The organism is Streptomyces kaniharaensis (genome assembly GCF_009569385.1).
In the GTDB taxonomy this organism is placed as follows: Bacteria; Actinomycetota; Actinomycetes; order Streptomycetales; family Streptomycetaceae; genus Kitasatospora; species Kitasatospora kaniharaensis.
Window position 1 is genome coordinate 2,263,170 of the sequence record NZ_WBOF01000001.1, and the last position, 19,039, is coordinate 2,282,208.

General features: G+C 73.4%; 19 protein-coding genes. 6 read left to right on the top strand and 13 right to left on the bottom strand.

The window, feature by feature from the left end; translation table 11 throughout:
• Positions 1–113: 113 nt before the first annotated feature.
• A complete protein-coding gene (gene groES, locus F7Q99_RS10165; RefSeq protein WP_014136232.1) occupies positions 114–419 on the bottom strand; it encodes a co-chaperone GroES in 306 nt (101 codons plus the stop codon).
• A 296-nt stretch (positions 420–715) separates the two neighbouring features.
• On the opposite strand from groES, the gene F7Q99_RS10170 reads away from it, so the two are divergent.
• Positions 716–1,882: a class I SAM-dependent methyltransferase gene (locus F7Q99_RS10170; protein WP_326846493.1), complete on the top strand. Its 1,167-nt coding sequence runs from the start codon at positions 716–718 to the stop codon at positions 1,880–1,882.
• Positions 1,883–1,886: 4 nt separating this feature from the next.
• On the opposite strand, the gene F7Q99_RS10175 is transcribed toward F7Q99_RS10170, so the two are convergent.
• The 5 genes from F7Q99_RS10175 to tsaB form a co-directional block, all read right to left on the bottom strand.
• The gene (locus F7Q99_RS10175; RefSeq protein ID WP_407697847.1) at positions 1,887–2,780 is read right to left on the bottom strand and encodes a polysaccharide deacetylase family protein; all 894 of its coding nucleotides are present in this window, start codon (positions 2,778–2,780) and stop codon (positions 1,887–1,889) included.
• A 96-nt stretch (positions 2,781–2,876) separates the two neighbouring features.
• The gene (locus F7Q99_RS10180) at positions 2,877–3,137 is read right to left on the bottom strand and encodes a hypothetical protein (protein ID WP_326846495.1); all 261 of its coding nucleotides are present in this window, start codon (positions 3,135–3,137) and stop codon (positions 2,877–2,879) included.
• Positions 3,134–4,240 (bottom strand): tRNA (adenosine(37)-N6)-threonylcarbamoyltransferase complex transferase subunit TsaD, encoded by a 1,107-nt coding sequence (tsaD, locus tag F7Q99_RS10185; RefSeq protein ID WP_153460967.1) that lies wholly within the window; start codon positions 4,238–4,240, stop codon positions 3,134–3,136. Before tsaD ends, F7Q99_RS10180 begins: the two co-directional genes overlap by 4 nt.
• Positions 4,233–4,712, bottom strand: coding sequence for a ribosomal protein S18-alanine N-acetyltransferase (gene rimI / locus F7Q99_RS10190; protein ID WP_153466022.1), 480 nt, complete (start codon positions 4,710–4,712; stop codon positions 4,233–4,235). The genes tsaD and rimI overlap by 8 nt, the downstream gene beginning before the upstream one ends.
• Before the next feature lie 23 nt (positions 4,713–4,735).
• The gene (gene tsaB / locus F7Q99_RS10195; RefSeq protein WP_326846496.1) at positions 4,736–5,410 is read right to left on the bottom strand and encodes a tRNA (adenosine(37)-N6)-threonylcarbamoyltransferase complex dimerization subunit type 1 TsaB; all 675 of its coding nucleotides are present in this window, start codon (positions 5,408–5,410) and stop codon (positions 4,736–4,738) included.
• A gap of 183 nt (positions 5,411–5,593) precedes the next feature.
• On the opposite strand from tsaB, the gene F7Q99_RS10200 reads away from it, so the two are divergent.
• Positions 5,594–6,133 (top strand): hypothetical protein, encoded by a 540-nt coding sequence (locus tag F7Q99_RS10200; RefSeq protein ID WP_326846497.1) that lies wholly within the window; start codon positions 5,594–5,596, stop codon positions 6,131–6,133.
• A gap of 23 nt (positions 6,134–6,156) precedes the next feature.
• Here F7Q99_RS10200 and F7Q99_RS10205 read toward each other — a convergent pair whose 3' ends face one another.
• Positions 6,157–6,351: a hypothetical protein gene (locus tag F7Q99_RS10205; protein WP_153460968.1), complete on the bottom strand. Its 195-nt coding sequence runs from the start codon at positions 6,349–6,351 to the stop codon at positions 6,157–6,159.
• Positions 6,352–6,460: 109 nt separating this feature from the next.
• A complete protein-coding gene (gene tsaE / locus F7Q99_RS10210; RefSeq protein WP_153460969.1) occupies positions 6,461–6,955 on the bottom strand; it encodes a tRNA (adenosine(37)-N6)-threonylcarbamoyltransferase complex ATPase subunit type 1 TsaE in 495 nt (164 codons plus the stop codon).
• 296 nt (positions 6,956–7,251) lie between these two features.
• Here tsaE and F7Q99_RS10215 point away from each other — a divergent pair, with 296 nt between their 5' ends.
• A complete protein-coding gene (locus tag F7Q99_RS10215) occupies positions 7,252–8,358 on the top strand; it encodes an LPXTG cell wall anchor domain-containing protein (protein ID WP_153460970.1) in 1,107 nt (368 codons plus the stop codon).
• Between the two features lie 71 nt (positions 8,359–8,429).
• On the opposite strand, the gene F7Q99_RS10220 is transcribed toward F7Q99_RS10215, so the two are convergent.
• The 3 genes from F7Q99_RS10220 to F7Q99_RS10230 form a co-directional block, all read right to left on the bottom strand.
• Positions 8,430–9,614 carry an alpha/beta fold hydrolase gene (locus F7Q99_RS10220; RefSeq protein ID WP_153460971.1) on the bottom strand — a complete coding sequence of 395 codons (1,185 nt, stop codon included), beginning with the start codon at positions 9,612–9,614 and terminating at the stop codon, positions 8,430–8,432.
• On the bottom strand, positions 9,611–10,819 hold the full coding sequence (alr, locus tag F7Q99_RS10225) for an alanine racemase (RefSeq protein ID WP_153460972.1): 1,209 nt from the start codon (positions 10,817–10,819) through the stop codon (positions 9,611–9,613). Before alr ends, F7Q99_RS10220 begins: the two co-directional genes overlap by 4 nt.
• 146 nt (positions 10,820–10,965) lie before the next feature.
• Positions 10,966–12,441: an NAD(P)H-hydrate dehydratase gene (locus F7Q99_RS10230; RefSeq protein WP_153460973.1), complete on the bottom strand. Its 1,476-nt coding sequence runs from the start codon at positions 12,439–12,441 to the stop codon at positions 10,966–10,968.
• Between the two features lie 169 nt (positions 12,442–12,610).
• Between F7Q99_RS10230 and F7Q99_RS10235 the strand changes: the two genes are divergently transcribed.
• Positions 12,611–13,168: a Uma2 family endonuclease gene (locus F7Q99_RS10235; protein WP_230210183.1), complete on the top strand. Its 558-nt coding sequence runs from the start codon at positions 12,611–12,613 to the stop codon at positions 13,166–13,168.
• A 42-nt stretch (positions 13,169–13,210) separates the two neighbouring features.
• On the opposite strand, the gene glmS is transcribed toward F7Q99_RS10235, so the two are convergent.
• A complete protein-coding gene (gene glmS, locus F7Q99_RS10240; RefSeq protein ID WP_153460974.1) occupies positions 13,211–15,067 on the bottom strand; it encodes a glutamine--fructose-6-phosphate transaminase (isomerizing) in 1,857 nt (618 codons plus the stop codon).
• 99 nt (positions 15,068–15,166) lie between these two features.
• Between glmS and coaA the strand changes: the two genes are divergently transcribed.
• Together coaA and F7Q99_RS10250 are read left to right on the top strand one after the other, a co-directional pair.
• Positions 15,167–16,162 carry a type I pantothenate kinase gene (gene coaA, locus F7Q99_RS10245; protein WP_153460975.1) on the top strand — a complete coding sequence of 332 codons (996 nt, stop codon included), beginning with the start codon at positions 15,167–15,169 and terminating at the stop codon, positions 16,160–16,162.
• Between the two features lie 186 nt (positions 16,163–16,348).
• A complete protein-coding gene (locus F7Q99_RS10250) occupies positions 16,349–17,491 on the top strand; it encodes an IS30 family transposase (protein WP_407697848.1) in 1,143 nt (380 codons plus the stop codon).
• A 66-nt stretch (positions 17,492–17,557) separates the two neighbouring features.
• Here F7Q99_RS10250 and glmM read toward each other — a convergent pair whose 3' ends face one another.
• Positions 17,558–18,922, bottom strand: a complete 1,365-nt coding sequence (gene glmM / locus F7Q99_RS10255) for a phosphoglucosamine mutase (RefSeq protein ID WP_326846498.1) — start codon at positions 18,920–18,922, stop codon at positions 17,558–17,560.
• Positions 18,923–19,039 lie beyond the last annotated feature (117 nt).

Genomic DNA, 19,039 nt, shown 5'->3' on the forward strand with positions numbered 1-19,039 from the left:
CCCTATTCCCTCGGGGCTGCGGCCGGCCCACCGGCCGCCGAACTACGTGAACCAACGACCACGCCCCGGGCCACTGTCACGGGGGACACGGATCCGGGGCGGGTCGGGACGACTTACTTCTCGATGATCGCGAGAACGTCGCGCGCGGAGAGAACCAGGTACTCCTCGCCCTGGTACTTCACCTCGGTGCCGCCGTACTTCGAGTACAGGACGATGTCACCGACGGCGACGTCGAGCGGCAGACGCTGGCCGTCCTCGAAGCGGCCCGGGCCGACGGCCAGGACGACGCCCTCCTGGGGCTTCTCCTTGGCGGTGTCCGGGATAACCAGGCCGGAGGCCGTGGTGGTCTCGGCGTCGAGCGGCTGGACCACGATGCGGTCCTCGAGCGGCTTGATGGCAACCTTGCTGCTGGTGGTCACGTCCGAGCTCCCCTTCGGAGATTACGGGGTTTTCTAACGGGTAGGTGGCGAACCTGCGGGCCTGCCGTCGCGGGGGTCAGACACGCGTCATCGCGTTAGCACTCCCCTGGTGGAGAGTGCCAAGGACGACCATAGGCCTGTGTTAGCACTCCGTCAACCAGAGTGCCAACGGCACGCCCGAGGGTCTCGCGCTACGGATGGGTAGTCGTACTCATGTGCGACCACGGGGCCGCGGCGTTCGTCCTCCCGATCTGGTTCGTCCTGAGCCGCAGCAGGTGAGCCGCGAGAATGGCCCCGTGGACACCGAGAACCTCCAGCCGCTGCTGACCCCCGAGGGCCAGGCCCTGCTCGCCGAGTTGCGTGAGTTCGCACCCGAGGAGGAGCTGGCACTGGCCACCCGGCTGCGGCGGGAGCATCCGGCCGAGCTGGTGTCGGCGGCGTTCGGGCAGGCGCGGCTGCGGCAGCGGGCGCGGGCGAAGTTCGGGGCGGACGCCGACCTGATGTACTTCACGCCCAACGGCGTCGAGCAGTCCACCCGGCGCAGCGTGGCCGAGTGGCGGGCGCAGCGGTTCGCCGAGCTGGGGGTACGGCGACTGGCGGACCTGTGCTGCGGGATCGGCGGGGACGTGCTGGCGCTGGCCCGGGCCGGGATCCAGGTGCTGGCCGTCGACAAGGACCCGGCGGCCTGCGCGGCGACCGCCGCCAACGCCGCCGCGCTGGGCCTCTCCGACCTGGTCGAGGTGCGCTGCGCGGACGTCGCCGAGGTGGACGCCACCGGCTACGACGCGGTGTTCACCGACCCGGCCCGCCGCACGTCGCGCGGCCGGGTGTTCGACCCCGAGGCGTACGCCCCGCCGCTCTCCTGGGCGATCGAGGCCGGCCGCCGTACCCCGATCGGCGCGCTGAAGGTGGCGCCGGGCATCCCGCACGAGGCCGTCCCGGCGGACGCCGAGGCCGAGTGGGTCTCCGACCACGGGGACGTCAAGGAGGCGGTGCTCTGGTTCGGCACGAAGGCCGCCCACCCGCACCGCGCGACCCTACTGCCGCACGGCGCCAGCCTCACCGGCGGCGACCTGCCGGACCCGGCGGCCGGGCCGGTCGGCCGCTACCTGTACGAGCCGGACGGCGCCGTGATCCGCGCCCACATGGTGGCCGAGGTGGCCGAGCAGGTCGGCGGCCGGCTGATCGACCCGAAGATCGCCTACCTGACGTCGGACGAGCTCGTCCCCACCCCGTACGCGCACGCCTTCGAGCTGACGGACGTCCTGCCGTTCAACATCAAGAAGCTCAAGGCGCTGCTGCGCGAGCGCGGCGTCGGCACGGTGGTGATCAAGAAGCGCGGGATGGCGATCACCCCGGAGGAACTGCGCCGTCAGCTCAAGCCCTCCGGCCCGAACACCGTCACGGTGATCCTCAGCCGCACCGACAACGGCCCGCTCATGATGCTCGGTCAGCCGGTCTGACCGGCTACGACGCGGGCGCCTGGATGTAGTCCTCCAGCCGGGCCACCGAGAAGCCCTGCTCCTGGATCCGGGCCAGCAGTTCGCCGAACATCTCGGTCATCGTCGCGCCCTTGAGCTCCTTCGGGCCGCGGAAGTGGGCGAGGATGATGTCGCCGGGCTTCAGCTTCTTGTCCGACGCCTGGTACTGCATGTCGTGGATCTGCATCGACTCGCGCCAGAGCACGATCGCGCGCGGCCCGCACTGCTGCACCGAGTTGTTGAGGGTCGGGGTGTTGGCGCCGTCCCCGAACGGCGGGCGGAACAGCAGCGGCGCGGTGCCGTATTGCTGGGTGAGCGCGGACTGCGCGTCGCAGATCTCGGACTTCTGCTTCTCCGCCGGGATCTTGCTCATCACCGGGTGGTCCACGGTGTGGTTCTGGATGTGGTTGCCGAGCGCCTGGAGCGGCTTGAAGTAGCCGTAGTTGTCCTTGACGATGTCCCGGGTCAGGAACATCGAGACCGGCACCTTGAGTTCGGTCAGCATCTCGACGAACTTCGGGTCCTTCTCGGCGCCGTCGTCGATGGTGATGAAGACGACCTTGTCGTTCGTCTTCACCTCGCTGAACACCGGTACGGTGCCGGTCCGTTCGAGCTTGACGGGCTTGTCGGCGGGCGGCGCGGGGGCCGGGGCCAGCGGCTTGAGGTTCCACTTCGCCCAGGCGGCGTCCGCGGCCGCGGGGGCCGCGGCGGCGGCCGGCGCGGCGCCGTCGCCGGACGGCTGGGGTGCGGCCGGGGTCGTGGCCGCGGGTCGGGCGGCGACGGCGCCGCCACCGTCGTCGCCGCACCCGGTGGCGAAGGCCAGCAGGGCCAGCGCCCCCGCCGCGTACGTCCTGGTCCTGTTCCGCCCGTCCTGCTTCACCGCACCGCGCTCCCGGTCCCGTCCAAGCCTGTTCACAGCTATGCACGGTAGCGACCGGGTGCGCGGTTCCCCCACCGGCCCTGCTCGACGTGTCCGCTATTCGACGTGTTCGCTGATGAAGGACCAGCGGTGCGCCGGGCGGCCGAGCAGGTCGGCCGGCGGTTCGGCGACGGGCAGCGGCTCGCCGGTCCACCAGGTGATCAGCAGCACGCGGTCACCGGGGGCGCCGAACAGTTCGGTGCGGACGAGCCCGGCCGAGCCGCGCAGCGCGGGCAGCGCCACTTCCCGCACCCAGGCGGCGAGTTCGACCCCGCGGCCGTCGGCGGCGCGGGCCTCCCACATCGCGGCGACGGTCACTCGCCACCGCCGCCGAGCGCGTCGTACGCCCGGCCGTGGAAGTCCCCGTGCCCGATCTCCGCAGCCGGGACGTGCACGTCCGTGACGGGCAGTGAGGAGTCGGCGGACAGGTCGAACGCGGACGGTGTGCGGTCGCGCCACACCATCTCGGCGCCCAGTGCGGCCACCATCGCGCCGTTGTCGGTGCACAGGCCCGGCCGGGGCACCCGCAGCCGGATGCCGGCCCGGTCGCAGCGCTGCTGGGCCATCTCGCGCAGCCGCGAGTTGGCCGCGACCCCGCCGCCGATCATCAGGTGGTCGACGCCGTTGTCCTTGCACGCCTTGACGGCCTTGCGGGTGAGCACGTCGGTGACCGCCTCCTGGAAGGACGCCGCCACGTCGGCGATCGGCACCTCCTCGCCGGCCCGGCGCCTGGCCTCCACCCAGCGGGCGACGGCGGTCTTCAGGCCGGAGAAGGAGAAGTCGTACTCCGGGTCGTTCTTCCCGGTCAGGCCGCGCGGGAAGGCGATCGCCTTGCGGTCGCCCTCGCGGGCCGTCCGGTCGACCACCGGGCCGCCCGGGAAGCCCAGGCCGAGCACCCGGGCGACCTTGTCGAAGGCCTCGCCGGCCGCGTCGTCGATGGTCGCGCCGAGCGGGCGGACGTCGCTGGTGATGTCCTCGCTGAGCAGCAGCGAGGAGTGCCCGCCGGAGACCAGCAGCGCCATCGTGGGCGAGGGCAGCCGGCCGTGCTCCAGCTGGTCGACGCAGATGTGCGAGGCGAGGTGGTTGACCCCGTAGAGCGGCTTGTCGAGCGCCCAGGCGTACGCCTTGGCCGCGCTGACGCCGACCAGCAGCGCGCCGGCCAGGCCAGGGCCGGCGGTGACCGCGATGCCGTCCAGGTCGCTCGCCTTGACCCCGGCGGTGTCCAGGGCGCGCTGGATGGTCGGGACCATCGCCTCCAGGTGGGCGCGGCTGGCGATCTCCGGGACGACGCCGCCGAACCGGGCGTGGTCGTTGACGCTGGAGGCGACCGCGTCGGCCAGCAGCGTGGTGCCGCGCACGATGCCGACGCCGGTCTCGTCGCAGGAGGTCTCGATGCCGAGGACGAGCGGTTCGTCAGCCATGGCGGGTGTCCTTAAGGTCCTTCGGGTCAGTGCTCGGGTGGTCGAGGCGCATCACCAGCGCGTCGACGTTGGCGGGCTGGTAGTAGCCGCGCCGGATGCCCACCGGCTGGAAGCCGAAGCGCTCGTACAGCCGTTGGGCGCGCGGGTTGTCCACCCGCACCTCCAGCAGCAGTTCGGCGCAGCCGCGCCGGGCGGCCTCCCGGATCAGGTCGGTGAGCAGAGCCGCGCCGAGGCCGGCGCCCTGGTGGCGCTCGTCGACGGCGATGGTCTGGACGTCGCCCTCGCCGGCGATCGCCATCAGTCCGGCGTAGCCGACGATCGTGCCGTCCGGCACGGTGGCGACGGTGTAGTGGCGGGTGCCGCCGGGGTGGGTCTCGGCCAGCTCGGACCAGTACATCCCGGTCGACCAGGCGTCCTCGGGAAAGAGCCGCAGCTCCAGTTCCATCACCGGCGCGATGTCCCACCAGCGCATCGGGCGCAGGGTGGTGCCGTGGTTCACGCCGGGAGCACCGCCTTGCCCCCTAGAACGGTCTTGTAGCCAGCGGGGACCTGGGCGTCCGGGCGGCGCAGGTAGAGCGGCACGTTGGGCAGCAGCTCGCGGCCGGCGGCCAGTTCGGCGGCGGCGAAGCCGGCCAGGGCGCCGGCCGAGACGTGCTCGGGGCCGTGCGCGCCCGGGAACGCGTCGGGGTAGAGCAGCGCGCCGGCGCCGACCGAGCGCGGCTGCGGCGCCAGCTCGGCGGGGCGGTCCACGCCGGGGCCCTCGGTGCGACGGCCGTCGGCGTCGTAGGAGGCCCAGTAGACCTCCTTGCGGCGCGCGTCGGTGGCGACCGTGAACGGCTGCCCGGCCAGGCCCTCGGCGCGGGCCTGGAAGGCGATCGCGTCCAGGGTGCAGACGCCGTGCACCGGCAGACCGAGCGCGTGGCCGAGCGCGGCGGCGGTCACCAGGCCGACCCGCAGGCCGGTGTACGGGCCCGGGCCGACGCCGACCGCGATGCCGGTGAGCTGGTGCTTGTCGACCCCGGCCGCCCGCAGCACCCGGTCGATGGCGGGCAGGAGCAGTTCGCCGTGGCGCCGGGCGTCGACCTGGTCGGTCTCGGCGAGGACGGCCTTGCCGTCGTGGACGGCGGCGGTGACGGCGGGGGTAGCGGTGTCGAACGCGAGCAGCAGCACGGGGTCAAGGTTAGACCGACGTTGGGCCGACCGGCCGATCGCCCGGACGTCCCGGTCCGGAACACACGTCCGAGCCGCTGCGGACCGGCCGGAGGGACCTGGCACGATATGGGCGGTACGTACAGAGGACGGCGGCGGGAGCGGCACGTGGCAAAGATGGGTCCTGGAGTTGTGGTCACGGGGTTGACCCTGGGGGCCCTGGCGGTGGTGAGCCTGCTGGCCTTCCAGGCGAGCGGCGCGCAGGACCGCGCGGGCGGGCCCCGCCCGACCGTGGCCGCGACGACGAGCGGGCCGGCCGCCTCCGTGACGCCGAGCGCGTCCCCGACCCCGACGGTGCCGGCGCTGCCGACCACCTCGGGCGCCGGCACGCGGGTGGTCTACTCGGTCGGCAGCCACTACGTCTGGCTGGTCGACCCGAAGAAGAACCCGCAGGTGGTGGCCGCTTTCGCGGTCACGCCGGGCTCGGTGGAGCCCACCCCGGGCAGCTACCCGGTGTACAGCCGCACGGCGAGCACCACCGGGACGGACGGCCGCCAGATCGAGCACGTGGTGCGCTTCGCCCAGCAGAACGGCGTGGTGTTCGGCTTCAGCGCGCCGGTGGACGGCGCGAGCCCGACCGCCGACCCGAAGGCCAAGACCGGCGGCATCCGCAGCACCCGCCAGGACGGCCAGCTGCTCTGGGACTTCGCGCCGACCGGCACCAAGGTGATCGTGGTCGCCTGAGACACCCGGCCAAGGGCCGCTCGCTAGGCCGCGCGGGGCGCGCCGGTCTCGGCGTCGTCGGCCTGCCGGGGCTCCGGTTCGGGAGGGGTGGACACCGCCTCGGCGGCGGCACACGCGGCCAGCAGGGCCCGCATCGGCTCCCCCGGAGCGCAGCGGGCGGACTCTCCGGCCCCGGTGCCGCGCACGGTGCGCTCCGGGGCGGGGGTGGTGCTCGACATGGCGCCTCCCTAGTTAGGCAGACCTAACCGCAGCACCCATCCCATCACGCCCGGCACCCCGCCCGCAACACCTTCCCGACAGAGTGTCGGCAAGCCGCACGGAGGGCTCCTACGCGAGCTTCTCCAGCTCGACGCCCGTCCACCGCGGGCCGATGCCGGTGAGCACCACCCGGCGCGGGTCGTGGTCCTCCCCCGCGGTGTCGCCGAGGGCCCGCTCGATCCGCACCTCCAGCCGGTCCTCGGAGAGCTGCTCCACCTTGCCCTCGCCCCACTCGACCACGATCACCGACTCTGGCAGCGAGACGTCCAGATCGAGGTCCTCCATCTCGTCCAGGTTCCCGCCCAGCCGGTAGGCGTCCACGTGCACCAGCGCCGGGCCGCCCACCAGCGACGGGTGCACCCGGGCGATCACGAAGGTCGGCGAGGTCACCGCGCCGCGGACCTGCAGCCCCTCCCCGAGGCCCCGGGTCAGGGTCGTCTTCCCCGCTCCCAGCTCGCCGGAGAGAAGCACCAGATCCCCCGGCCGCAGCAGCGCGGCCAGCTCCCGGCCGAGCCGGCCCATCCGCTCCGGGGTGGGGACGGTGAGAGTGGCGTGCGAGCCCATGCGCGTGTCTTGCCCTTCGGTCCGTACCGGGCGCGCCGACCGCCGGCCGCCCCCGCTACCGTGCCACATCCCCGCCCGGCCGTGCGCCGGGCGTCGGTCTGCCCCGGTTTGATCACCTTTTGCCCCACGGCACCCACGCCGGACTGGACCCCCCTCTCAGGTGGTTCTCACCCTGCGGATACCGTTCGCGCCTGATCACCGGGACGGGCGGGAACCCACAGGCCACGCCCGGCCCGTCTCCCCACCCCCCGGGGCCGTCTCACCACGGGCCCGACCAACCTCTGAGGTCCCCGCACATGAAGCTCCGTCGCGGTCTCGCGATATCCGCCGCCACCCTGGCCTCGGCCTCCGTCCTCGCCGCTGCCCCGGTCGCGCTCGCCGCCCCCGCGCTCGCCGCCACCTCGGCCGTCACCCTCGCGCAGGCGGACGCCAAGGACGTCCGTCCGCAGGTCTCGATCAAGAACGTTCCGGACCGGATCGTCGCCGGCGGCCCTGCGGCAACCTTCACCGTCCAGATCGACAACACCGTCGGCCACGACATCGTCTTCCTGCCCTTCCTGGCCACCGGCGCGGAGCACTCCCCGCTGTACGCCGGCCGCGAGAAGATCCAGTACCAGGACGTCGACTCCAAGGAGTGGCGCGACGCCTCCTTCGTTACCGACCCCAAGGAGGCCTACCCGGTCGCCCTGCTGGGTTCGATGGAGAACGGTGTCGAGTCCGACGACGCCTACCTGTTCCTGGCGCGCGGCGAGAGCCTGACCATCCAGGTCCGCCTGTCGCTGACCAAGGAGGCCGTCGCCGACAATGCGGCCATGCAGTTCATGATCACCTCGTTCGACCCGGACCAGGCCGAGTCGCAGGAGGTCGCAAGTGTCAGCGGGGTGGCCCAGTTCGCCATCGTCGCGCCCGGTGGCGGCACGGCGAGCCCGACCGCTTCGGCCCCGGCCACCCCCACGGCCAAGCCCACCGCGACCGCCACCGCGTCCGCCTCCGCGAGCGCCACCGCCACCGCGAGCGCCACCGCGTCGGCCTCGGCCACCGCCTCGCACGCCGCCACGCCGACCGCCGGCGCGACCACCACCTCGGCCAAGCCCGCGCCGGCCGCCTCCGCGCCGGGCGCGCCGACCGCGGCGCCGACTCCGGCCACCTCCGCGCCGGGCGCCGCCGTGGTGCCGGCCTCGCACCTCACCCCGGCCACGGTCAACGCGCCGAAGCCGTCCGCCGGCACCGTCGCCAAGGCGAAGGACAAGGCCGCCGCCCGCCCGTCCGGCGGCTCCAACCTGGCGACCACGGGTGGCGGTGACCACACCGCCGCCCTCGCCGCGGCTGGCGGCGCCGTGCTGGTCGCCGGTGTCGGCACGCTGGTCGTGCTGCGCCGCCGCAAGGGCGACGCGAGCGCCTGATCCGCACGGACGGACGGTGGCCCGGCACCCCTGAGCAAGGGGTGCCGGGCCACCGGCGTCCGGGTCGGACGTCAGATCCGGTCGAGCACCGCCGACGGCAGCGGCGCGGCGCCGCGGAAGGCGGCGGCCCGGCGCAGCAGGTCGACCAGGCGGCGGTCCACCAGCTCCGGACGCTCCAGCATCACCAGGTGGCCGGCGCCCTCGACCAGGACCAGCTCCGCCCCCGGCAGCTGCTCGGCCATCGCCTCGCTGTGCACGGGCGGGGTCAGCAGGTCCTTGGTGCCGGCCAGCACCAGCACGGGCAGGCCGCGCAGGGCAGCCAGCGCGGCGGTCTTCTCGTGCGCGCCGAACACCGGGTAGAACTCGGCGACCACGTCGATCGGGGTGGCGTCCAGAAGCTGCTCGGCGAACCGCACCACGCCCGGGTCGACGTCCCTTCCGCCGAAGGAGAACCTCCGGTAGAAGACGGACGTGACGTCCGAGCCGAACCGCCGGGTCGCCTCCACGAGCTCGACCTGACGGCCCAGCAGCCTCATCACCCCGGGCGCGGCCTTCCGGAACAGCTTGGCGCCCGCCGACGGCAGGCCCAGGCTGACCTGGTCCCAGTTCCCCGCGAGCGTGCCGACCAGCGCCACCCCGGCGACCCGCTCCCGGAACAGCTCCGGGTGCTGGTCGGCCAGCGCCATCAGCGTCATGCCGCCCATCGAATGGCCGACCAGCACCAACGGCCCGGTCGGCGCCACGGCGTCGATCACCGCCTTGAGGTCCCCGCCCAGCTGGTCGATGCTGGCCGGCTCGCCCGCCACGTACGACCGTGAGCGCTCGGAACGGCCGTGGCTGCGCTGGTCCCAGAAGACCAGCCGCATGCCCTCTCGCAGCGCCGTCCGCTGGAAGTGCCAGCTGTCCTGGTTCAGGCAGTACCCGTGGCAGAACACCACGGTCAGCGGCTCGGCCCCGGAGCCGTCACCGTCCGGCTCGGCCCAGCCGGTGCCGTCCAGCTCGACGTACAGCTCGCTGCCGTCCGGCGCGGCCACCGTCAGCGGGCGCCCGCGCAGCGAACCGTACGGAGCGCCGGCGTCCAGCTCGGCCCGGGCCCGGCGGCGGGTCGCCCGGCCGACCGTCAGCCGCTCTATCGCCACACCTGCCGCCGCCCCGGCCGCCAGCACACCGACCGAGATCCCGATGACGCCCGCCCGGCTCACACCGGACGCCGCCTTCGCGACCACCTCGACCGGGCCGTCGGCCGCCTCACTCATGCGATCGCACCCGCGCCGGTGCCGATGGCGGTACCGCCGACGTAGCGGCGCGGCACCCGGGCGCCGATCCGCGTCACGATCTCGTACGCGATGGTGCCGCAGGCCCGGCCCCAGTCCTCGGCGGTCGGCTCGCCGCGCTCGCCGTTGCCGAACAGCAGCACCTCGTCACCGATCTCCGGGATGTCCCCGCCCAGGTCCACGACGAACTGGTCCATCGCCACCCGGCCGGCCACCGTGCGCCACTTGCCGCCGATCTGCACCGGGCCGGTGCCGCTCGCGTGCCGCGGAACGCCGTCGCCGTAACCGACCGGGACCAGCCCCAGCGTGGTCGGCCCGGGAGTGACGTAGTGGTGGCCGTAGCTGACGCCGTGCCCGCCCGGCACCTGCTTCACCAGCGCCAGCCGCGCCGCCAGCGCCATCACCGGGCGCAGCCCGAAGTCGGCCGGCGAGCCCACCTCGGGCACCGGCGACAGCCCGTACGCGGCCAGGCCGGTGCGGACCATGTCGAAGTGCGAGTCCGGCAGCAGCAGCGTGGCCGGCGAGTTCGCCAGGTGACGGACCTCCGGGCGCAGCCCGGCCGCCTCGGCGTCCGCCAGCGCGCGCCGGTAGGAGTCCAGCTGGGCCTGGATCGACGGGTGCCCGGGCTCGTCCGCGGCGGCGAAGTGCGACCAGACGCCGACCACCCGGAGCAGCCCCTCCGCCTCGGCGCGGCGGGCGGCGGCGACGAGCTCCGGCCAGTCGTGCGGCTGGCAGCCGTTGCGGCCGAGTCCTGTGTCCGCCTTCAGGTGCACCCGGGCCGGGATGCCGGTCTCGCGGACGGCCGGCAGCAGCTCGTCCAGCGCCCACCGGCCGCTGACCGAGATGTCCAGGTCCGAGAGCAGCGCCTCGCGCCACGGGCCGCCGGGCGTCCACAGCCAGCACAGGATGCGGGCCTGGTCCGGGCGGATGCCCCCGGCGCGCAGGGCCAGCGCCTCCTCGGGCGTCGCGCAGCCCAGCCAGCCGACCCCGTTCGCGACCGCCTCGCGGGCACACGCGATCGCGCCGTGGCCGTAGGCGTCCGCCTTGACCGCGAGCATCACCGCCGCGCTGCCGACGCGTTCGCGCAGCGCGGCGAGGTTGCCGCGCAGGGCGCCCAGATCGATGGTCGCCTCGGCCCGTACGCCGTCGGTGAGGGTGGCCGAGCCGGCCGTCTTCGCAGTTGTCATCAGGGTCAGTCTCCCAGACGCCTCGGAGTCCTCGCCGAACGGCCCGTCGGCGCGGCGTCCCGCGGCCGCCGCCCGCGCGCTGCCGCGACCTTCGCCGGACCGCCTTCCCCTGGTGTTGACGCCCGATTCGGCGCTCCCGGTTCCGGTTACCCCTCCCGTACGCCCCGCCACACCACGGGCAGTGCCTCGGCCACCCACGACGCCGTCACCGGCGCTCCCGGCTCGCCCGCCGCGTGGCGGCCCGCCAGCCCGTGCAAGTAGGCGGCGACCGACGCGGCGTCCAGCGCCGGCAGACCGGCGGCCAGCAGGGAGCCGGCCAGACCTGCCAGGACGTCGCCGCTGCCGGCGGTGGCCAGCCAGGAGGTGCCGGTCGGGTTGACCCGGACCGCGCCACCCGGGTCGGCGATCACCGTGGTGGAGCCCTTGAGCAGGACCGTCGCCCGGTACGCCGCCGCCAGCCGGCGCGCCGTGGCCAGCCGGGCCGCGGCCAGGTCGGCGGCCGCCGGCGGCGCGGTGCCGTCCGCGCCGGCGAGCAGCCGGGCGGCCTCGCCGGTGTGCGGGGTGAGCAGGGTGGGCGCCGTCCGGCCCGCCAGGGCACCCGGGCCGAGCCGGCCCAGCTCGGTCAGCCCGTCCGCGTCCACCAGCACCGGGACGTCGCTCGCCAGCGCCTCGGCCAGCGTCTGCCGCGCGCCCTCGCCGCCGCCGGGGCCGACCACCCAGGCCTGCACCCGCCCGGCGCCGTGCGGCCCGCCCTCGGTGACCAGCGTCTCGGGGAAGCGCCGCACCACCTCCTCGGCCGCCGTACCGACGTACCGGACGGCCCCCGCGCCGCCCCGCAGCGCCCCGGCGACGGCCAGCACCGCCGCACCCGGGTACGTCGCCGAGCCGGCCGCCACCCCGACGACGCCCCGCCGGTACTTGTCGCTCTCCACGTCCGGCACCGGCAGCAGCGCCGCCACGTCCGCGTGCTGCAGGGCCGTCACGTCCGGGGGCGGCAGCTCCAGCCCGATGCCGACGAGCTGGACGGCGCCCGCGTACGAGGCCCCGGGGTCGACCAGCAGGCCCGGCTTGTACGTGCCGAAGCAGACCGTGACGTCCGCGCGCAGCGCCGCCCCCGGTACCTCGCCGGTGTCGGCGTCCACCCCGCTGGGCAGGTCCACGGCCACCACGACGCCGCGCCGCGCGGCCTCCGCGTACGACCGGGCCCCGGCCCGCAGCCCGCCCCGGCCGCCGATGCCGACGATCCCGTCCAGCACCAGGTCCGCGCGCGAGAATTCGGCCAGACCGGTCTCCCGCTCCACCACCACGCGCCCGCGCGCCGACCGCACCGCGGCCAGCCCGCCCGCGTGCACCCGCTCGGGCGCGAGCAGCACCGCCGTCACCCGCGCCCCGCGCCGCGCGAGCGCCGCGCCGGCGTACAGGGCGTCACCCCCGTTGTCCCCACTGCCCGCCAGCACCACCACCCGGCTGCCGTACACCCGGCCCCGACGCCCCGTCAGCAGCCGCGCACACGTCGCCGCCAGCCCGGCGGCCGCCCGCTGCATCAGCGTGCCCTCCGGCAGCCGTGCCATCAGCTCGGCCTCCGAGGCCCGGACGATTTCGACGCGATGGGCGTGGCGCATGCGGGGACTCCTCCAGCAGTCGGCTACCCCGACGCTAGCCCGCGCCACCGCCCCACGGCAGGCCGGTCTGCGGCACACTTTCGAGTGACAACCACTTCGATCCCCCACCGGCTCCGGTCTGTACGCCTACCTTGTGGCTCGGCACGGACCAGCAGGAGGGAGAAGGGCCATGGTCGCCATGCCAGCTGTCGAGGGCCCGCGGGGCCAGGACAACCTCCTCCAGGCGTTCCTGGAGCTGGACACACCGCCTGGCTACAAGGCAGAGCTCGTCGAAGGGGAGATCGTCGTGGCACCACCGCCGGACGGAGAACACGAGACCGCGTTCTCGCTGCTCGCAAAGCAGTTCTTCCGCAAAGCCGCGATCGACCTCGACCTCTCCGGCAACAAGGGGTTGATCGTACCGACTGGGCGGTTCATCCCTGATGGCACCGTCAGCCCGGTCAACCACTTCCTGAATGCCGGTTCGTGGGCGGACGCCGCCGGCGTGTTGCTGGTCTTCGAAGTCACGTCCAGCAGTCCACGCCGCGACCGTGAGCAGAAGCGCCGTGGGTACGCCGCCGCCGGCATCCCCTGCTACCTGTTGGTCGACCGCAGCGACGGCAAGGTCACCCTGTTCACCAAGCCCGAGGGCGACGATTACACGGAGAAGGAGCCGGTCCCATTCGGCAAGCCGATCGACCTCCCCGCCCCGTTCTCCTTCACGCTCGACACGGCGCCCCTGCGGTAGGACGCAGCCACCGCAGGGGCGCCGTCGCCGACGAGCGCGGACTTACTCGACGGTGACCGACTTCGCCAGGTTGCGCGGCTGGTCGACCTCGTGGCCCTTCGCCGTGGCCAGCTCGCAGGCGAAGACCTGCAGCGGGACGGTGGAGACCAGCGGCTGGAGCAGGGTCGGGGTCACCGGGATGCGGATCAGGTGGTCCGCGTACGGGACGACGGCCTCGTCGCCCTCCTCCGCGATCACGATCGTGCGGGCGCCGCGGGCCCGGATCTCCTGGATGTTCGACACGATCTTGTCGTGCAGGATCGACCGCCCGCGCGGCGAGGGCACGACCACGACGACCGGCAGCCCCTCCTCGATGAGCGCGATCGGGCCGTGCTTCAGCTCGCCGGCCGCGAAGCCCTCGGCGTGCATGTAGGCGAGTTCCTTGAGCTTGAGCGCGCCCTCCAGGGCCACCGGGAAGCCGACGTGCCGGCCGAGGAACAGCACCGAGCGGGCGTCGGCGAGGGAGCGGGCCAGCTCGCGGACCGGCTCCATGGTCTCCAGCACCTGCTCGACCTGCTTGGGCGCGTCGCCGAGCTCACGGATGATGGTGAAGATCTCGTCGCCCCACTTGGTGCCGCGGACCTGGCCCAGGTAGAGGGCGACCAGGTAGCACGCGACCAGCTGGGTGAGGAACGCCTTGGTGGACGCGACGGCGACCTCCGGCCCGGCGTGGGTGTACAGCACCGCGTCCGACTCGCGCGGGATGGTGGAGCCGTTGGTGTTGCAGATCGCGAGCACCTTGGCGCCCTGCTCGCGGGCGTGCCGCAGGGCCATCAGGGTGTCCATGGTCTCGCCGGACTGCGAGATGGCGATGACCAGCGTGCCCGGGCCCATGATCGGGTCGCGGTAGCGGAACTCGGAGGCGACCTCGACCTCGCAGGGGATGCGGGTCCAGTGCTCGATCGCGTACTTGGCGATCATGCCGGCGTGGAACGCGGTGCCGCAGGCGACGATGACGACCTTGTCGACGGAACGCAGGTCGGCGTCGGAGATGCGCAGCTCGTCCAGGGTCAGCCGGCCGTCGGTGCCGATCCGGCCGAGCAGGGTGTCGGCGACGGCCTTCGGCTGCTCGGCGATCTCCTTGAGCATGAAGTAGTCGTAGCCGCCCTTCTCGGCGGCGGAGGCGTCCCAGTCGACGTGGTACTCGCGCACCTCGGCCGGGGTGCCGTCGAAGTTGGTGACGGTGACGCCGTCCCGGCGCAGCTCGACGACCTGGTCCTGGCCGAGCTCGATGGCCTCGCGCGTGTGCGCGATGAACGCGGCGACGTCGGAGGCGAGGAAGTTCTCGCCCTCGCCGCGCCCGACGACCAGCGGCGAGTTGCGGCGGGCGCCGACGACGACGTCCGGCGCGTCGGCGTGCACGGCGACGAGGGTGAAGGCGCCGTCCAGCCGGCGGCAGACCGCCCGCATGGCCTCCGCGAGGTCGCCGTCGTACGCCTCGCCGAGCAGGTGCGCGACGACCTCGGTGTCGGTCTCGGAGCGCAGCGTGTGGCCGCGCTCGGCGATCTCGGCGCGCAGCTGGGCGAAGTTCTCGATGATCCCGTTGTGCACGACGGCCACCCGGCGGTCGTCGTCCAGGTGGGGGTGGGCGTTGGCGTCCGTCGGACCGCCGTGGGTGGCCCAGCGGGTGTGGCCGATGCCGGTGGTGCTGTCGGGCAGCGGGGTCTCGGCGAGGGACTTCTGCAGGTTGGCGAGCTTGCCGGCCCGCTTGTCGGTGGACAGGCTCCACTGCCCGTCGGAGTCCTGGACCTGCACCGCGACACCGGCCGAGTCGTAACCCCGGTACTCCAGCCGCTGCAGGCCTGCGATTACTACGTCGAGGGCGGACTGCGCGCCCACGTATCCAACAATTCCGCACATGCGTGCCAGCATAAGGGCGGGTCTGAGGCCGTCTTCCCCCCTTTCGCCAACAGCGCGTGACCGACACCACAACCACCGTGAACGCCGCCACGGCTCACAATGGACCATGTGCTGACCGAACTCTGTACGCGGGGCGCCGCCACGCCCGGTCCGTCGCCGTCCCCCTACGTGGACCTGAGCCGGGCCGAGTGGAGCGCGCTGCGCGAGCGTACGCCGCTGCCGCTGACCGCGGAGGAGGTGGAACGGCTGCGGGGCCTCGGCACCGCCCTCGACCTGGACGAGGTCCGCGACGTCTACCTGCCGCTGTCCCGGCTGCTCAACCTGTACATCCACGCCACGCACGAGCTGCGCGGCGCCCTGGGCACCTTCCTGGACACGCCGGACACCGAGCGCACCCGCACCCCGTTCATCATCGGCGTGGCCGGTTCGGTCGCGGTCGGCAAGTCCACCACCGCCCGTCTGCTCCAGGCCCTGCTGGCCCGCTGGCCCGAGCACCCGCGGGTGGAGCTGGTCACCACGGACGGCTTCCTGCTGCCCAACGCCGAGCTGCGCCGTCGCGGCCTGATGGCGCGCAAGGGCTTCCCCGAGTCGTACGACCGCCGGGCGCTGATGCGCTTCGTCGCCGACGTGAAGGCGGGCCGGGAGAGCGTCAGCGCCCCGGTGTACTCGCACCTGGTGTACGACATCGTGCCCGACGAGCGGCTCACCGTGGAGCGCCCGGACATCCTGATCGTCGAGGGCCTGAACGTGCTCCAGCCGGCCCTGCCCGGCACCGACGGCCGGACCCGCCTCGCGGTGGCCGACTACTTCGACTTCTCGATCTACGTCGACGCGCGCACCGACGACATCGAGCACTGGTACCTGGACCGCTTCCGCAAGCTGCGTCAGACCGCCTTCCAGGACCCGAACTCCTACTTCCGCCGCTTCACCGAGGTGCCGGAGGAGGAGGCGATGGAGTACGGCCGTCAGGTCTGGCGCACCATCAACAAGCCGAACCTGCTGGAGAACGTCCTGCCGACCCGTGGCCGGGCCACGCTGATCCTGCAGAAGGGCCAGGACCACAAGGTGCGCCGGGCACTGCTCCGCAAGCTCTGAACAGGCCTGAACGGAGCCCTCGACAGGACTCCGAGCACGCCGAAGGGCCCACGCCGGCAACTTGGGTTCTAGGAGTCGTTGCAACACCCCAGTTCAGGGGATGCATTGGACTTCGAGATCCGCAAGGACCGGACGGCCCAGGGGCCTGTGAAGCTGCGCCGGGAACGGGAGGCATACTCCCGGCTCATGCAGCAGGGCTACACGAACACCGAGGCGTGCCGGATCGTCGGCATCGCCCGCCGGACCGGCCAGAAGTGGCGTCACGGCCGCGGAGCCGAGCAGCGGCAGAAGGCGGCACCACCGATTCGCATGGTGGTGCCGCCTTCCGGTGTCTCCCGGTATCTGAGCGAGGACGAGCGGATCCACATCGCCGACCGGCTGCGGGAGAAGGCCACCGTGCGGGCCATCGCCGCGGAGCTGGGCCGCAGTCCGTCCACCATCAGCCGGGAGATCCGCCGCAACCGCACCGAGGGCACTCGCGGGCAGTGGCACTACCGTCCGCACGCCGCCCAGGCCAGGGCGGACGCTCGCCGGCCCCGCCCCAAGGCCCGCAAGATCACCGAGAACCCCGAGCTGCACGCCGCCGTCCAGGCGATGCTGGACGAGCAGTGGAGCCCGGAGCAGATCTGCCACGCTCTACGTCGACAGTTCCCCGACCGGCCGGAGATGCACGTGGTCCACGAGACCGTCTACCAGGCGCTCTACGTCCAGGGCCGCGGCGAGCTGCGGCGCGAGCTCGCCGGTGCCCTGCGCTCAGGCCGGGCCCGCCGCAGGCCCCAGCGGCAGGCCAACTGCCGGCGTTCCCGCTTCACCGACCCGATGGTCATGATCAGCGAGCGCCCCGCCGAGGCCGAGGACTGGGCCGTCCCCGGCCACTGGGAGGGCGATCTGATCCTCGGCAAGGAGCACAAGTCCGCGATCGGCACCCTGGTCGAGCGTTCGACCCGCTACGTGATGCTGCTGCACCTGCCCGGCGACCACACCGCCGAGACCGTCCGCGACGCCCTAGTGGCCACCGCCCGGACACTCCCGGTCCAGCTGAAGCGGTCCCTGACCTGGGACCAGGGCAGCGAGATGGCCAGGCACGCGGAGTTCAGCCTGGCCACCGACATCCCGGTCTACTTCTGCGACCCGGCCAGTCCCTGGCAGCGCGGCTCCAACGAGAACACGAACGGCCTGCTGCGGCAGTACTTCCCCAAGGGCACCGACCTGTCGGTCCACACGCCCGAGCACCTGGCCGCCGTCGCCGACCAGCTCAACCGCCGCCCACGCAAAACGCTCGGCTGGGAAACCCCAGCCGAGCGTCTGGCTAAACTCCTCGCGGCCTAGACAACCGACCACGTGTTGCAACGACCACTAGAAACCGCCCAAGGCGGGGCCCTTCGTCCGTTGTGCTCAGCCCAGGTACGTCCGGACGGCCTCGGCCAGCCGCTCGGCGACGGCCTTCGCCTGGACCTGGTCCGCGGCCTCGACCATGACGCGCACCAGCGGCTCGGTGCCCGACGGGCGCAGCAGCACCCGGCCGGTGGAGCCCAGCTCGGCCTCGGCCTCGGCGACCGCCGCGGCCAGCTCGGCGCAGCTCTTCACCCGGCTCTTGTCGACGCCCTTGACATTGATCAGCAGCTGCGGCAGCCGGGTCATCACGGTGGCCAGGTCGGCCAGCGGCTGCTTGGTGGCAGCTAGCCGGGCGCCCAGCATCAGGCCGGTCAGGGTGCCGTCACCGGTGGTGGCGTGGTCGAGCAGGATGACGTGGCCGGACTGCTCGCCGCCCAGCGCGAAGCCCTGCTCCTTCATCGCCTCCAGCACGTAGCGGTCGCCGACGGCGGTCTCCACCAGGTCGATGCCCTCGCGCTCCATCGCCAGCTTGAAGCCGAGGTTGGACATCACGGTGGCGACCGCGGTGTTGCGGCGCAGGGTGCCGGCCTCCCTCATGGCGACGGCGAGGATGGCGATGATCTGGTCGCCGTCCACCTCGTTGCCGTCGGCGTCGGCGGCCAGGCAGCGGTCGGCGTCGCCGTCGAGGGCGATGCCGAGGTCGGCCTGGTGCTCCGTCATCGCGGCGCGCAGCCGGTCCAGGTGGGTGGAGCCGACCCCGTCGTTGATGTTGAGGCCGGTGGGCTCCGTCCCCAGGGTGTGGACGACCTCGGCGCCGGCCCGGGCGAAGGCCTCGGGGGCGACGTAGGCGGCGGCGCCGTGGGCGCCGTCGATGACCACCTTGATGCCGTCCAGACGGTTGGGCAGCACGCCGATCAGGTGGGCGACGTAACGGTCGAAGCCCTCGGTGTACTCGCGCACCCGGCCGACGGCCGCACCGGTCGGACGGTTCCAGTTCTCGCCGCCGAGCGTGTGGGTCCGGTAGTGGGCCTCGATAGCGTCCTCGATCGTGTCGTCCAGCTTGTGGCCGCCGCGGGCGAGGAACTTGATGCCGTTGTCGGGCATCGCGTTGTGGCTGGCGGAGAGCATCACGCCGAAGTCGGCGCCGAGCGCCCCGGTGAGGTAGGCCACGGCCGGGGTGGGCAGCACCCCGACGCGGAGCACGTCGACCCCGGCACTGGCCAGGCCCGCGATGACCGCGGCCTCCAGGAACTCGCCCGACGCGCGCGGGTCCCGGCCGACCACCGCGACCGGCCGGTGGCCGTCGTGGGCGCCGGCCTCACCGAGCACGTGGGCCGCCGCGACCGACAGGCCGAGCGCGAGCTCCGCCGTCAGGCCCTCGTTGGCCACCCCGCGCACGCCGTCCGTACCGAAGAGTCGTCCCACTGTCCCGTCCTCCATCAACCGTCCCGGAAGTCCACTCGATCCCCGGCCGCCGCACAGTAGCCGGGGAACACGTCGCCCCGGAGTACACGTGGTACTCCGGGGCGACGGTTGCGCAAC